Raw genomic sequence first — 12,123 nt, forward strand, 5'->3', positions numbered from 1 at the left:
AGGCGGGGGTGGAGGGGGAGAAGGCCCCTCCGTCAGCCCTGCGGGCTACCACCTCCCCATTCTTCGGAACAGGGAGGACTTTGCGGTCAGGCCGCCAGCACCGGGCGGGCAAGGAACGGCAGCGTTTCGCGTGCCTTGCCTTCGTAGGTCGAGATCGTTTCGCCCTGCGCCATCGTCAGGCCCACTTCGTCGAGGCCGTTCAGCAGGCAGTGCTTGCGGAACGGATCGATCTCGAACGTGAAGCGATCCTGGAACGGCGTGGTCACCGACTGCGTGTCGAGGTCGATGTCGATCGTCTCGTCCTGCGCCACTTCCATCAGGCGATCGATCGCCTCCTGCGGCAGGGCCACGGTCAGGATGCCGTTCTTGAAGGCGTTGCCCGAGAAGATGTCCGAGAAGCTCGGCGCGATCACGCAAGTCACGCCCATGTCGAGCAGCGCCCAGGCGGCATGCTCACGGCTGGAGCCGCAGCCGAAGTTGTCGCCCGCGATGAGGATCGGCGCGCCGGCCCAGCGCTCGTCGGTGAAGACGTTGCCGTCTTCCAGCTTGATCGATTCGAACGCGCCCTTGCCGAGACCCGTGCGGGTGATCGTCTTGAGCCAGTGCGCCGGGATGATGACGTCGGTGTCGACGTTCTTGCGGCCGAACGGAATCGCCTTGCCGGCGACGTGGTTGATCGCCTGCATCAGTCCGTCTCGCTCGGGAAGTGCGGAGCCGTGTTGGTCTTCGGCGGCTGCGCGTCGGCCTTCTTGCGGTCGCTGCGGCGCTTCACGAAGAGCAGGGCAGCGGCGATGGCGGCCGAACCGATGGCGGCACCGGCGGCGATGGCAGCGCGGCCTGCGAGCGAGTTGTCGGAATCGTTGGACATGGGGGAGATCCTATCAGCTTAGGCCGGTTCAGTCATTGGCGCGAGGTCGCGCACGTCGGTCAGCTTGCCGGTGACGGCGGCAGCGGCGGCCATGGCGGGGCTCATCAGGTGGGTGCGCGCACCCGGACCCTGACGGCCGGTGAAGTTGCGGTTGCTGGTGGAGGCGCAGCGCTCCCCGGCAGGCACCTTGTCGGGGTTCATGGCAAGGCAGGCCGAGCAGCCCGGCTCGCGCCATTCCAGACCCGCATCGATGATGATCCTGTCCAGACCCTCGGCCTCCGCCTGCGCCTTGACCAGACCCGATCCGGGGACGACGATCGCCCACTTCACGTTGTCGGCCTTGTGGCGCCCCTTGAGCACTTCGGCGGCGGCGCGGATGTCCTCGATGCGGCTGTTGGTGCAGCTGCCGATGAAGACGTTCTGCACTTCCACGTCGGTCAACTTCGTGCCGGGCGTCAGGCCCATGTAGTCGAGGCTGTGCTTGACCGCATCGCGCTTGGAGGCGTCGGCGAAGTCCTCAGGCGCGGGGACGAAGCCGCCGATGCCGGAGGTGTCCTCGGGGCTGGTGCCCCAGGTCACGGTGGGCTGGATGTCCTCGGCGCGGATGAACACGGACTTGTCGTAAGTCGCGCCTTCGTCGGTCGCCAGGCTCTTCCACCACGCCACGGCCTTGTCCCAGTCCGCGCCCTTGGGCGCGTAGGGGCGGCCCTTGACGTAGGCGAAGGTGGTCTCGTCCGGCGCGACCAGACCGGCGCGGGCGCCGCCCTCGATCGACATGTTCGACACGGTCAGGCGGCCTTCGACCGACATCTCGCGGAAGACGTTGCCGGTGTACTCGATCACGTAGCCAGTGCCGCCGGCAGTGCCGATGACGCCGATGACGTGCAGGATCACGTCCTTCGGGGTGACCCCGGCGCCGAGCGTGCCCTCGACCCGGACCTCGAAGGTCTTCGACTGCTTGAGCAGCAGCGTCTGGGTGGCCAGCACGTGCTCGACCTCGGACGTGCCGATGCCGAAGGCCAGCGCGCCCAGGCCGCCGTTGCAGGCGGTGTGGCTGTCGCCGCAGACGATGGTGGCGCCGGGCAGCGAGAAGCCCTGCTCGGGGCCGACGACGTGGACGATGCCCTGTTCCGGATCGGCGTCGCCGATGTAGCGGATGCCGAACGAAGGCGCGTTCTTCTCCAGCATGTCGAGCTGCTGGGCGCTCTGCGGATCGGCGATCGGCACGCGGTTGCCGTTCGCGTCGCGGCGCGCGGTGGTGGGCAGGTTATGGTCAGGCACCGCGAGCGTAAGATCGGGGCGACGCACCGGGCGACCGGCGGCGCGAAGGCTCTCGAAAGCCTGCGGGCTCGTCACTTCGTGGACGATGTGCCGGTCGATATAGATGAGGCAGGTGCCGTCGTCCCGTTGGTCGACGACGTGGGCGTCCCAGATCTTCTGGTAGAGGGTGCGCGGTGCGGTTGTCATGATCAGGCGCGATTAGGCCCCGCCCTTGCGAAATTCAAGGGGCAGGGCGATTCGCTGCGCCCTTCGAATGAAATTTTCATTCAATCCGAATAGATCTGACGATCGATCGTTGCTGTTGCGAGACGCTCGCACCGCCATGTAAAACGCGCCCGGTCCTTGCGGCCGGGCGCGTTAGGGAGTGTGCGGGCCGGAATTCAGGGTCACCGGCCCGGTCGATCAGTGGTGGCGACGATCGTAACGGTCATGGCGATCGTAGCGCGAACGATAGCGGCGGTCGTCGTGGTGGCGGCGGTCATTGCGCCAGTAGTGCTTGGAAGCGCGGTGATGCTTCACGTAGCGCGGCGGGGCGTGGTGGCCGCGGCGCGCATGGTCGCGCTGGTCGTGGTGGTAGGGTGCGGCCTCGGCGACGGCAGGGGCCAGCGAGGCGCCGCCGAGCAGCGCGACGAGAGCGGGGGCGATGATCTTGGTCAGCTTGTTCATGGGGGGATTCCTGTGTGGGGGGATTGTTCTGCCGGGAGGAAAACCACGGGCTACGGCAAAGGCTGCCGGATTATTCCGCGACTTGGGGTTCCCGGTCGCCGATCAGCCGCGGCGGCGGTCGTAATCGTGGCGCTCCATCCGCAGCGAGGCGTAGACCTTGTTCACGCGGTTGCCGAGGATGCGGGTCTCCTGCGCGGAGAGGCCGCCGCGCGAGTACTGGCCGTAGAGACGCTGGATATCGACGACATCGCGGCGCAGGCCCGAGGCTTCGCGCTGCGAGATCGTCCGGCGGGCGGCGGCGCGGTCGATATTGGCGCGCAGGCCTTGGATGTCGGAACGAATGTCGTAGTGGCGGGCGGCCTGGACGTGGCGGTTCGGCGCGGCCTCGGCGATGCCGGGGGCGATGGCGCCGAGGCTGGTGACGGCGATCAGGGCGGGGGCGATGAACTTGGTGAACTGGCGCATGGGTCGCACTCCTTGCTGGAAACTGTTTTCGGAAGGTCGCTTCCGATGCATTCAGGATTAGGCTTGTGAAACTGAACGCTAGCTAGACGGCCCGTCGCAAGGGTGTGTGCAATTGTAAGAGAGTGTCGCAGCTTCAGTCGCGTCATCTCCGCCTGCGCGGGGATGACGGGATTTTGTGTGTGAAGAGAGGCGTTGGCAGTATAAGGGCAAGGCCATGTCCGCCCTTGCCGCCGTCCTGATCGTCCTTGCCTCCGCTGCCGCGATGGAGTTCGTCGCGTGGTCGAGCCACAAGTACATCATGCATGGTTTCGGCTGGGCCTGGCACCGCGACCACCACGAGCCGCACGACAGGATGCTGGAGAAGAACGACCTCTATGCCGTGTTCGGGGCGGCAATCAGCATTTCCATGTTCGCACTCGGCTCGCCGATGGTGATGGGCGCAAGTGCGTGGTGGCCGGGCACGTGGATTGGTCTCGGCGTGCTGGTCTACGGCGTGATCTACACGCTGATCCACGACGGCCTGGTCCACCAGCGCTATTTCCGGTGGGTGCCCAAGCGCGGCTATGCCAAGCGGCTGGTGCAGGCCCACAAGCTGCACCATGCGACCATCGGCAAGGAAGGCGGCGTCAGCTTCGGCTTCGTCGTCGCGCGCGATCCGGCGGTGCTCAAGCGGGAACTGCGGGCGCAGCGCGAACAGGGCATCGCCGTGCTGCGCGAGGCGGTGGACTAGGTCTATCCTCCCTGTTCCGCAGGAATGGGGAGGTGGCAGCCCGCAGGGCTGACGGAGGGGGCTTGCTTTCCCCCTCCCCGAGCAAGCTCAGGGAGGATTTATTCCGCCCGCGTCCAGATCCACGTCCCGATCGTCGCCAGCACCGCGAGGGGGATCAGCGCCCACATCTCGCCAGCGGTGAACCATACGATCGCGACGCTCAGGCCCATGGTCGAGATCGCCGCGATCTTGCCCTTGCGGCTGATCGCCCGCCGGTCGCGCCATTCGCGCAAGTGGCGGCCGTACTTCGGGTGTCGATAGAGCCGCTCCGCCCATTCCGGGTGGCTCTTCGAGAAGCATCCGGCGGCGAGAATCCAGAAGATCGTCGTCGGCAGCAGCGGCAGGAAGATGCCCAGCGTGCCGATCCCGACGAGGATTACCCCCGCCGTGATCCAGAGATATTTCCTAGCCCTGGGCATATCGCGCGGCAGTTTCCCGGATCAGCGCGATCATGTTGGGCACGCCCTGCGTCCGGTTGGACGAGAGCTGGTTGCGCAAGTCGAACGGTTCGAGCGCCGCCGCAATGTCGGTCGCGGCCACCGTCGCGGCAGGCTTGTCCTGCACCGCCGAGATCACCAGCGAGACGATGCCCTTGGTGATCGCCGCGTTGCTGTCCGCCAGGAAGTGCAGGGTGCCGTCCTCGCGCGCCATGGGATAGACCCAGACGCTGGCGGAGCAGCCGCGCACTTTGGTGGCGTCGGTCTTGAGCGCGTCGGGCATATCGTCCAGCTCGCGCCCCAGTTCGATCAGGAGGCGATAGCGTTCGTCGCCATCGAGGAATTCATACTCTTCGCGGATATCGTCCAGGTCACGCATAGACCCGGCATTTAGAGGCGGGCGCGGCGAGGGCAAGAGGATATTGCGAACATTTCGCAAAGGCCAACCGTCGTCCCGGACTTGATCCGGGACCGCTGGCGGTCTTTAGGTGAGCTTCATCGTGCAGGGCGCCCTGCCGAGAAAAGGGCTGTTCACGGCCAGCGGTCCCGGATCAAGTCCGGGACGACGAATTCGAGGAATGCCGATGACCGACACCAGCCACCCGTTCTTCTCCATGCACGAACACGGCTTCGTGCGCGTCGCCACCTCGACCCCGCGCGTGAAGACCGCCGACGTCGCCGCCAACCGCGACGCGATCCTTGCCGAAGCGCGCCGGGCCCATGCGGCGCATGTGGACCTGCTGGTCTTCCCCGAACTCAGCCTGTCCTCCTACGCCATCGACGACTTGCACCTGCAGGGCGCGATGATCGAGGCGGTCGAGGCTGCGGTGGCACAGATCGTCAAGGCCAGCGCCGACCTTTCGCCGGTGCTGCTGGTCGGCGCCGCGCTGGAGCGCAAGGGGCGGCTCTACAACTGCGCGCTCGTCATCGCGCAGGGCCGCCTGCTGGGCGTAGTGCCCAAGTCCTACCTGCCCAACTACCGCGAGTTCTACGAAAAGCGCTGGTTCGCGAGCGGCAAGACCGTCCGGGGTTCCACGATCACCGTGAACGGGCAGGAGGTGCCGTTCGGCGTCGATCTCGTCTTCGCGTCCGAAGTGCTGAGGAACTTCCGCTTCTTCGTCGAGATCTGCGAGGACTTCTGGGCGCCGACGCCGCCGTCCTCGCTGGGCGCCATGGCGGGGGCGACGATCCTCGCCAACCTGTCCGCCTCCAACATCGTCATCGGCAAGTCGGACGAGCGCCACATGCTGTGCCGGGCCCAGTCGGCGCGCGCGATGGCGGCCTATATCTACTGCGCGGCGGGACACGGCGAAAGCACGACCGATCTTGCATGGGACGGGCAGGGCATCGTCTACGAACTCGGCGACCTGCTGGCGGAATCGGAGCGTTTCTCGCTGGAAGCGGAACTGTGCGTGGCCGACGTGGACTGCGACCGCATCGTCATGGATCGTCTGCGCAGCCCCACCTTCAACGATGCGGCGGACGTCGCGGGCAAGCCGGAGGAAACATTCCGCACCGTACCGTTCCGCCACGCCCCGGCCGGCGGCGACATCGGCCTCGTCCGCCCGGTCAGCCGCTTCCCGTTCGTCCCCTCGCGCGCCGACAGGCTGGACGCCGACTGCTACGAGGCGTTCAACATCCAGGTCGACGGCCTGATGCGGCGGATCGAATCGACGCAGGCGAAGTCGATGGTGATCGGCATCTCCGGCGGGCTCGATTCGACCCACGCGCTGATCGTGGCGGCACGTGCCTGCGACCGGCTGGGTCTGCCGCGCAGCTTCATCCGGGGCTACACGATGCCCGGCTTCGGGACGAGCGAGGGCACGAAGTCCAACGCGTGGAAGCTGATGGACGCCGTCGGCATCACCGCGCAGGAGATCGACATCCGGCCCGCCGCGACGACGATGCTCCATGACATCGGCCATGCCTTCGCCAATGGCGAGCCGGTCTACGACGTGACGTTCGAGAACGTTCAGGCGGGGCTGCGCACCGACTATCTGTTCCGCCTCGCCAGCCAGCACGGCGGCTTCGTGGTGGGCACCGGCGACTTGTCGGAACTGGCACTGGGCTGGTGTACTTACGGCGTCGGCGACCAGATGAGCCACTACGCGGTCAACGCGGGCGTGCCCAAGACGCTGATCCAGTACCTGATCCGCTGGTGCGCCACGACCGACCAGTTCAGCGCCTCGACCGAGGAGATTCTGCTGGCAATCCTCGCCACGGAAATTTCGCCCGAGCTGGTTCCGGCAGGGGCCGACGGCGCGATCCAGAGCACCGAGGCGAAGATCGGGCCTTACGAACTCAACGATTTCTTCCTGCACCACGTCATGCGCTTTGGGCAGAAGCCGTCGAAGGTCGCGTTCCTCGCCTGGCACGCCTGGCGCGACACGGCGGCGGGGGCATGGCCGCACGCCTTCCCGGAAGCCAAGAAGAACGCCTATGAACTGCTGGTCATCCGTTCATGGCTGGAGAAGTTCGTGACGCGCTTCTTCGCGTTCAGCCAGTTCAAGCGCTCGGCCATTCCCAATGGCCCGAAAGTGTCCACCGCCGGAGCCCTCAGCCCCCGGGGCGACTGGCGCGCACCGTCCGACGCCAGCGCAGCGGTATGGCTGGCGGAACTGGAAAAGCGGGTGCCGGGAGTATGAATTCCTCCCCGAGCTTGTCTCGGGGAGGGGGACCGGCCCGCGCAGCGGGTGGTGGAGGGGAGTGGGGCGAGGGCGATTCGCCCCTCCGTCACCGACTGCGTCGGCGCCACCTCCCCGAGACAAGCTCGGGGAGGAACTGAACTCTGCACATACGACAACGCCCGCTGGCGAGTGCGGGCCTAACGCCGGGGGAAGATCAACGCATCCGAGAACATCGGGTCGGCGCCGGGAGCGTCCTCACCGGGACGCGGGGGTTTGTGTTCCGCTCACTCTGGCGAACGGCCGGGTAGCTGCGGGCAGCCCGGCTCGACCTCTATTCCATCGGAGTGTCCCATGTGGCCGTCGTTAGGGCTCGCGTCGTTATCGGCCGATGGCTATCCGGGATGGTCGTCCCAAGTCCGGCGATGTTTCGCAGGATCGTATGGACGGCTTTTCCGGTAGCTCAGAGACACACCGGGTCTTCGAACGGACGCGTGGGGTGCGTGATCACGGCTTGAAACCGCATCCCGGCCCACGACGCCGACCCGATACACCTTTCCGGCGTGATCATCGCCGGATCGGATGTCGGGCCACATAACCTATTTGGCGATAAATGTCAATCGCGCAGGGCGTCGATCTCGCGCGCCAGATCCTTGCCGCGCCGTTCGTCGGTGGCGATGCGTTCGAGGACGGCGATGCGCTTGCGCATGGCCTCGACTTCACGCTCCAGTTCGTGCTCGCGGGCGGTGTGATCGTAATCGCCGCTCGCGGCGCGCGATCGCTTGTCGCCCAGCGCGCGGTAGCGCTGCGATTTGAGCCAGGTCACGCAGCCGATGGCGAAAAGAACGACTACGGCAGTCCAGAAACTCATTGCTTGGTCACCTTCACCCTATCGCCGTCGCCTGCGTCCTCGCCTCGAAGCGCTTCGATCTGGAGCGCGATGTCGTGGCCGCTGCCGCCGTCGGTGATGATTCTTTCCAGCACCCGCACGCGATTTTCAAGCGTGCTGTTTTGCGCTGCGTACTGCGCGGCCTTTTCGGCGGTCGCGCCGACGGTGATCTCCAGCTTGCGCTCGAGGAAGGCCAGGCGGCGCTTGTAGGCGCCGGCCAGGATCGCGAAGACCGTGATTATGGTGATCATGACAGCGCACAGGCTCAAGAAATCGCCGGGTCTCATCGGGCGGTGACTTTCTGTTCGGACGCGCGCAGGCTCTCTATCTGCGCGGCGGTCGTGTATCCGGTATCGGTGACGATGGTTTCGAGGCTGGCGGTGCGGCTCTCCAGCGCTTCCAGCCGGGCGCGCAGCTGCGCGTTTTCCTCAGCCAGTCGCGCTGCGGCAGCGTGATCCGCACGCTCGGTCTTGCCGCCCCATTCGTCCTCCAGCGCATAGCCGTGGCGCGCGCGGATCCAGTTGTTGAGCACCCAGCCGCCGGTACAGATGCCGACGATGACGAGGACGAAGTCCGGTCCACCCCATTGCATGGCGGTCTCCTCAGTTGATCTTGGGCTCGGCCGTGCGGGCGCTTTCGACCTCGCGCCGGTCCCGCAGCGCCTCGATCTGGAGGGCGGTGTCATAGCCGCCGTCGGTGATGATCCGCTCCAGCACCCGCACGCGCTCTTCGAGTTCGCGGCTGTGCGAGGCGTATTGCGCGGCCTTTTCGGCGGTCGCCTCGATCTGCAGTTCGGCGAGCTTGCGCTGGTGCTTGGTCCAGATCGCGAAGCCGCCCATGATGAACGGTGCGAGCGGGATCAGCACCCAGATTGCGTCTTCCATGTCGTCGTGTCCCTGTTGCCCGGATGGCCGCGTGTCAGCGCAGCGAGTCGATCTCGGCCGCAAGGCGCGAGTTGCTGTTGGAATAGTGTGCCTCCATGTCCGCGATCCGGCGGTCCATGTCGGACAGATCGGTGCGCAGGCGGCTGGAGGAAGGCGCTGCCGTCAGCCCCTTGCGGGCGCGGCGGCGTTCCATGCGGCGCAGCAGGCGCATTTCCTCGTCCTCGGAATAGAGGCCCATCGGGCGGCTGTCTGCCAGCCAGGCCACGCCGAAGTAGATGGCGATCACGATCGGAAACCCGGCGAACAGCAGCAGCACGGCGCCCAGCCGGATCCACAGCGCATCGACGCCGGTGTAATCCGCGATCCCCGAGCACACGCCCGAAATCTTGGCGTTCGACTTGTCGAGATAGAATTGTCCGCGAGACATTGCCTGTTTTCCCTTCCCTCGAATGTCTTACTGCTGCTTGTCGGCCATCTGGCGCTTCATCTCCGCGAGTTCCGCGTCGATCGAGTCGCCATCGGCCAAGGCCGCGATTTCCTCGGCGAGCGTCGGCTGGCGGCGGTCGGAGAGGCTCATGGCCTCGGCGCGGCCTTCCGCGTAGTCGACGCGGCGCTCCAGCTGGTCGAACCGGGCCATGGCTTCGTCCACGCGCTCGTTCGCCAGCAGCGTGCGCAGCTTGACCCTGTTTTCCGCGCTCTGCAAGCGGGCCGCGATGGACGACTGGCGGCTGCGGGCCTCGCGCAGGCGGGTCTGCAGCTTCTCGATGTCCGCCTCGTAGGCGCGCAGCGCGTCGTCGAGCACCAGGATCTCGGCCGAGAGCTGCTCGGCCATGTCGGCGGCCTTCTTGCGCTCCATCAGCGCGGCGCGGGCAAGATCCTCGCGGTCCTTGGACAGCGCCAGCTGCGCCTTGTCGTTCCAGTCGGCCTGCAGTTTGTCCAGCTTGCCCACGTGACGGCGCAGTTCCTTTTGGTCCGCGATCGTGCGGGCCGAACTGGTGCGCACTTCCACCAGCGTCTCCTCCATCTCGAGGATGATCAGGCGGATCATCTTGGCCGGGTCTTCGGCCTTGTCGAGCAGGTCGTTGAAGTTGGCGGCGATGATGTCGCGGGTGCGGGAGAAGATGCCCATGGCGGTGGTTCCTGTGGTGAAGCTGCGGGTGTGGCCGCGAATGTCATCGGCGTCGAAGCGGTAGGCGCGCCCCGAATGGATATGTGCGTTCGGGGCGGGATTCTGGAGCACTTCGATCTCCGCGTCGAGCCTGCTCATGCGAGCGGCGCTCCGCACGAATGCACCGAGGTCGCATGTGCCTCGGGCACCGCGACCTTGTCGGCCAGCGCCACGAGATTGAGCGCGCCCATCGCCAGCATGCTGACGATGATCGCCCAGTCGAGCTTGGTGCGGGCCAGTGTCGAACGGGGGGGCGTCGAACGCGGGGTGGTGGAGCGTCCCTGGCCGGTGCTGTTCGCAGTGATCGGGAGCATGTCGAAGTTTCCTCTAGTCCTGAACTTGGTCTTGCCGAGGTAATAGCAACCCCCGTGCCAAACTGCGCGAATGGCGGATTTGCGGGATTTCGGTTTCTCCGTGTGAAAGTGCGCGTAAAATGAATTGCCAATGAATGGGAAATTTCGCTAACTTTCAGGAATGGACCGCGACACCCACTTCATCGGCCAGTCTTCTGCCTTCCTCGACGCGGTCGAGCGGGCCAGCCGCGCCGCCGCGGTGCGCCGTCCGGTCCTCGTTATCGGCGAGCGCGGGACGGGCAAGGAACTGATCGCCCAGCGCCTGCACCACCTCTCGCCGCGCTGGGGTGAGCCGCTGGTGACTCTCAACTGCGCCGCGCTGCCCGAAACGCTGATCGAGGCCGAACTGTTCGGCCACGAGGCGGGCGCGTTCACCGGCGCCACACGGGCAAGGGCAGGGCGGTTCGAGGAGGCGGATCGCGGCACCCTGTTCCTCGACGAACTGGGCAACCTGTCGATGGCGGCGCAGGAGCGCCTGCTGCGCGCGATCGAATATGGCGAGGTCGTGCGTATCGGTTCCTCGCGCGCGGTGACGGTGGACGTGCGCATCGTCGCCGCCACCAACGCCGACCTGCCGCGCATGGCCGCCGAGGGCACCTTTCGCGCCGATCTGCTCGACCGCCTGAGCTTCGAGGTCATTACCCTGCCGCCCCTGCGCGCGCGCGAAGGGGACGTCGCTGAACTGGCCGACTACTACGGCCGCCGCATGGCCAGCGAACTGGAGTGGGGTCGCTTCCCCGGCTTCTCGGGCGCCGCGATGGAGGCGCTGGAGGCGCACGAATGGCCCGGCAATGTGCGCGAACTGCGCAATGTGGTCGAGCGCGCGGTCTACCGCTGGGGGGATGAGGCTGCGCCGATCGCGGAAGTGGTGTTCGATCCCTTCGTCAGTGCATGGGGGCTGCGCGCGATGGCGGAGGTGGTGCCTGCACCGCTGCCCTGCGCGGCGGAGCCGGAAATGCCGTTCGAGGCTCCGGCCTCTCTACGTGACGCGGTCGAGGCGCACGAGCGCGGCCTGCTGCTGGCGGCGCTGGAGCGCCTTCGCTGGAACCAGCGCAAGGTGGCGGGCGCGCTGGGCCTGACTTACGACCAGTTGCGCCACTGCCTCAAGAAGCACGGGCTGCATCAAGGGCGGGCTTAGGCCCGATATCGGAAATTTAATGCTTTGAGGCGCGTTGCCTGCGCATGTAGGATGCGGGCATGTCCAAGGCTTCTGCTCCCGTAGTCCGCAAGGCTGCCAGCGTTTCGCTGGATGCAGCGCTTCTCGATGAGGCGCGTGCTCTGGATGTGGACGTATCCAGTGCCTGCGAACGGGGTCTTGCCGAACAGGTCGCGGAAACCCGCGCCGAACGCTGGCGCCGAGAAAATGCCGAGGCCATCGCTTCGTCCAATGCCTATGTCGAACGTCACGGTCTTCCGCTGGCCCGCTATCGCCCTTTCTAATGGCCAAGTTCGATGTCTACCGCATGGCGGCGGGCAACGGATATTATCTCGATTGCCAGTCGGACCTGCTGAGCGAACTGAATACGCGGCTGGTAGCCCCTCTCCTTGCAGAGGAGGAGGCGCCCATGATGGCTCTGCGACTTAATCCGAAGTTTGAAATCGAAGGTGCATCGTTCGTCATGACGACACAGTTCATGGGGTCTGTTCCTCTGACCGAGTTGCGGGTCAGGGTGACGTCGCTCCATGAACACGATCTCACGATCGGCAATGCCCTCGACA

At 66.1% G+C, this 12,123-nt stretch carries 19 protein-coding genes; 5 read left to right on the top strand and 14 right to left on the bottom strand.

What is annotated here, in order from left to right:
* Nucleotides 1–86 precede the first annotated feature (86 nt).
* From leuD to HWN72_RS03045, 5 genes are all read right to left on the bottom strand, one after another.
* Complete coding sequence (gene leuD, locus HWN72_RS03025) at nt 87–686, bottom strand: 3-isopropylmalate dehydratase small subunit (protein ID WP_211149783.1); 600 nt, start codon at nt 684–686, stop codon at nt 87–89.
* Nucleotides 686–868 carry a hypothetical protein gene (locus HWN72_RS03030; RefSeq protein WP_036530245.1) on the bottom strand — a complete coding sequence of 61 codons (183 nt, stop codon included), beginning with the start codon at nt 866–868 and terminating at the stop codon, nt 686–688. The genes leuD and HWN72_RS03030 overlap by 1 nt, the downstream gene beginning before the upstream one ends.
* 18 nt (nt 869–886) lie before the next feature.
* The gene (gene leuC, locus HWN72_RS03035; RefSeq protein ID WP_211149784.1) at nt 887–2,335 is read right to left on the bottom strand and encodes a 3-isopropylmalate dehydratase large subunit; all 1,449 of its coding nucleotides are present in this window, start codon (nt 2,333–2,335) and stop codon (nt 887–889) included.
* A gap of 216 nt (nt 2,336–2,551) precedes the next feature.
* Nucleotides 2,552–2,815, bottom strand: coding sequence for a hypothetical protein (locus HWN72_RS03040; RefSeq protein ID WP_008832914.1), 264 nt, complete (start codon nt 2,813–2,815; stop codon nt 2,552–2,554).
* Nucleotides 2,816–2,917: 102 nt separating this feature from the next.
* Nucleotides 2,918–3,280, bottom strand: a complete 363-nt coding sequence (locus HWN72_RS03045; RefSeq protein WP_069709068.1) for a hypothetical protein — start codon at nt 3,278–3,280, stop codon at nt 2,918–2,920.
* Nucleotides 3,281–3,494: 214 nt separating this feature from the next.
* Between HWN72_RS03045 and HWN72_RS03050 the strand changes: the two genes are divergently transcribed.
* Complete coding sequence (locus HWN72_RS03050) at nt 3,495–4,010, top strand: sterol desaturase family protein (RefSeq protein WP_008832916.1); 516 nt, start codon at nt 3,495–3,497, stop codon at nt 4,008–4,010.
* A 98-nt stretch (nt 4,011–4,108) separates the two neighbouring features.
* On the opposite strand, the gene HWN72_RS03055 is transcribed toward HWN72_RS03050, so the two are convergent.
* Both HWN72_RS03055 and HWN72_RS03060 read right to left on the bottom strand, forming a co-directional pair.
* Nucleotides 4,109–4,468 carry a YbaN family protein gene (locus HWN72_RS03055; RefSeq protein WP_069709069.1) on the bottom strand — a complete coding sequence of 120 codons (360 nt, stop codon included), beginning with the start codon at nt 4,466–4,468 and terminating at the stop codon, nt 4,109–4,111.
* Nucleotides 4,455–4,865 carry a SufE family protein gene (locus HWN72_RS03060; protein ID WP_036530240.1) on the bottom strand — a complete coding sequence of 137 codons (411 nt, stop codon included), beginning with the start codon at nt 4,863–4,865 and terminating at the stop codon, nt 4,455–4,457. Before HWN72_RS03060 ends, HWN72_RS03055 begins: the two co-directional genes overlap by 14 nt.
* 199 nt (nt 4,866–5,064) lie before the next feature.
* Here HWN72_RS03060 and HWN72_RS03065 point away from each other — a divergent pair, with 199 nt between their 5' ends.
* On the top strand, nt 5,065–7,131 hold the full coding sequence (locus tag HWN72_RS03065; RefSeq protein WP_375154510.1) for an NAD(+) synthase: 2,067 nt from the start codon (nt 5,065–5,067) through the stop codon (nt 7,129–7,131).
* 595 nt (nt 7,132–7,726) lie between these two features.
* On the opposite strand, the gene HWN72_RS03070 is transcribed toward HWN72_RS03065, so the two are convergent.
* Genes HWN72_RS03070 through HWN72_RS03100 form a run of 7 tightly spaced genes read right to left on the bottom strand, consistent with a single transcriptional unit; the run spans nt 7,727 to nt 10,365 of the window.
* Nucleotides 7,727–7,981, bottom strand: a complete 255-nt coding sequence (locus tag HWN72_RS03070; protein ID WP_211149786.1) for a hypothetical protein — start codon at nt 7,979–7,981, stop codon at nt 7,727–7,729.
* The gene (locus HWN72_RS03075; protein ID WP_211149787.1) at nt 7,978–8,286 is read right to left on the bottom strand and encodes a hypothetical protein; all 309 of its coding nucleotides are present in this window, start codon (nt 8,284–8,286) and stop codon (nt 7,978–7,980) included. Before HWN72_RS03075 ends, HWN72_RS03070 begins: the two co-directional genes overlap by 4 nt.
* Nucleotides 8,283–8,591 (bottom strand): hypothetical protein, encoded by a 309-nt coding sequence (locus tag HWN72_RS03080; protein WP_211149788.1) that lies wholly within the window; start codon nt 8,589–8,591, stop codon nt 8,283–8,285. The genes HWN72_RS03075 and HWN72_RS03080 overlap by 4 nt, the downstream gene beginning before the upstream one ends.
* A 10-nt stretch (nt 8,592–8,601) precedes the next feature.
* A complete protein-coding gene (locus HWN72_RS03085; protein WP_008830687.1) occupies nt 8,602–8,883 on the bottom strand; it encodes a hypothetical protein in 282 nt (93 codons plus the stop codon).
* Between the two features lie 34 nt (nt 8,884–8,917).
* Nucleotides 8,918–9,310, bottom strand: a complete 393-nt coding sequence (locus tag HWN72_RS03090; protein WP_008830686.1) for a PspC domain-containing protein — start codon at nt 9,308–9,310, stop codon at nt 8,918–8,920.
* 27 nt (nt 9,311–9,337) lie between these two features.
* Nucleotides 9,338–10,150 (bottom strand): phage shock protein PspA, encoded by an 813-nt coding sequence (gene pspA, locus HWN72_RS03095; RefSeq protein ID WP_211149789.1) that lies wholly within the window; start codon nt 10,148–10,150, stop codon nt 9,338–9,340.
* The gene (locus tag HWN72_RS03100) at nt 10,147–10,365 is read right to left on the bottom strand and encodes a hypothetical protein (RefSeq protein WP_211149790.1); all 219 of its coding nucleotides are present in this window, start codon (nt 10,363–10,365) and stop codon (nt 10,147–10,149) included. Before HWN72_RS03100 ends, pspA begins: the two co-directional genes overlap by 4 nt.
* Before the next feature lie 160 nt (nt 10,366–10,525).
* On the opposite strand from HWN72_RS03100, the gene pspF reads away from it, so the two are divergent.
* The 3 genes from pspF to HWN72_RS03115 all read left to right on the top strand — a co-directional run.
* Nucleotides 10,526–11,542: a phage shock protein operon transcriptional activator gene (gene pspF / locus HWN72_RS03105; protein ID WP_211149791.1), complete on the top strand. Its 1,017-nt coding sequence runs from the start codon at nt 10,526–10,528 to the stop codon at nt 11,540–11,542.
* Between the two features lie 59 nt (nt 11,543–11,601).
* On the top strand, nt 11,602–11,844 hold the full coding sequence (locus HWN72_RS03110) for a type II toxin-antitoxin system CcdA family antitoxin (protein WP_036530234.1): 243 nt from the start codon (nt 11,602–11,604) through the stop codon (nt 11,842–11,844).
* On the top strand, nt 11,844–12,123 hold a 280-nt coding region (locus HWN72_RS03115; protein ID WP_211149792.1), incomplete at its 3' end, for a CcdB family protein. The genes HWN72_RS03110 and HWN72_RS03115, both read left to right, overlap by 1 nt.

Source organism: Novosphingobium sp. HR1a (assembly GCF_015594425.1).
GTDB classification, from domain to species: domain Bacteria; phylum Pseudomonadota; class Alphaproteobacteria; order Sphingomonadales; family Sphingomonadaceae; genus Novosphingobium; species Novosphingobium resinovorum_A.

Bases quoted from the DNA above. Each gene is read 5' to 3' on its own strand.
- leuD (WP_211149783.1), bottom strand. From the start codon at position 686: ATGCAGGCGATCAACCACGTCGCCGGCAAGGCGATTCCGTTCGGCCGC.
- HWN72_RS03030 (WP_036530245.1), bottom strand. From the start codon at position 868: ATGTCCAACGATTCCGACAACTCGCTCGCAGGCCGCGCTGCCATCGCC.
- leuC (WP_211149784.1), bottom strand. From the start codon at position 2,335: ATGACAACCGCACCGCGCACCCTCTACCAGAAGATCTGGGACGCCCAC.
- HWN72_RS03040 (WP_008832914.1), bottom strand. From the start codon at position 2,815: ATGAACAAGCTGACCAAGATCATCGCCCCCGCTCTCGTCGCGCTGCTC.
- HWN72_RS03045 (WP_069709068.1), bottom strand. From the start codon at position 3,280: ATGCGCCAGTTCACCAAGTTCATCGCCCCCGCCCTGATCGCCGTCACC.
- HWN72_RS03050 (WP_008832916.1), top strand. From the start codon at position 3,495: ATGTCCGCCCTTGCCGCCGTCCTGATCGTCCTTGCCTCCGCTGCCGCG.
- HWN72_RS03055 (WP_069709069.1), bottom strand. From the start codon at position 4,468: ATGCCCAGGGCTAGGAAATATCTCTGGATCACGGCGGGGGTAATCCTC.
- HWN72_RS03060 (WP_036530240.1), bottom strand. From the start codon at position 4,865: ATGCGTGACCTGGACGATATCCGCGAAGAGTATGAATTCCTCGATGGC.
- HWN72_RS03065 (WP_375154510.1), top strand. From the start codon at position 5,065: ATGCCGATGACCGACACCAGCCACCCGTTCTTCTCCATGCACGAACAC.
- HWN72_RS03070 (WP_211149786.1), bottom strand. From the start codon at position 7,981: ATGAGTTTCTGGACTGCCGTAGTCGTTCTTTTCGCCATCGGCTGCGTG.
- HWN72_RS03075 (WP_211149787.1), bottom strand. From the start codon at position 8,286: ATGAGACCCGGCGATTTCTTGAGCCTGTGCGCTGTCATGATCACCATA.
- HWN72_RS03080 (WP_211149788.1), bottom strand. From the start codon at position 8,591: ATGCAATGGGGTGGACCGGACTTCGTCCTCGTCATCGTCGGCATCTGT.
- HWN72_RS03085 (WP_008830687.1), bottom strand. From the start codon at position 8,883: ATGGAAGACGCAATCTGGGTGCTGATCCCGCTCGCACCGTTCATCATG.
- HWN72_RS03090 (WP_008830686.1), bottom strand. From the start codon at position 9,310: ATGTCTCGCGGACAATTCTATCTCGACAAGTCGAACGCCAAGATTTCG.
- pspA (WP_211149789.1), bottom strand. From the start codon at position 10,150: ATGAGCAGGCTCGACGCGGAGATCGAAGTGCTCCAGAATCCCGCCCCG.
- HWN72_RS03100 (WP_211149790.1), bottom strand. From the start codon at position 10,365: ATGCTCCCGATCACTGCGAACAGCACCGGCCAGGGACGCTCCACCACC.
- pspF (WP_211149791.1), top strand. From the start codon at position 10,526: ATGGACCGCGACACCCACTTCATCGGCCAGTCTTCTGCCTTCCTCGAC.
- HWN72_RS03110 (WP_036530234.1), top strand. From the start codon at position 11,602: ATGTCCAAGGCTTCTGCTCCCGTAGTCCGCAAGGCTGCCAGCGTTTCG.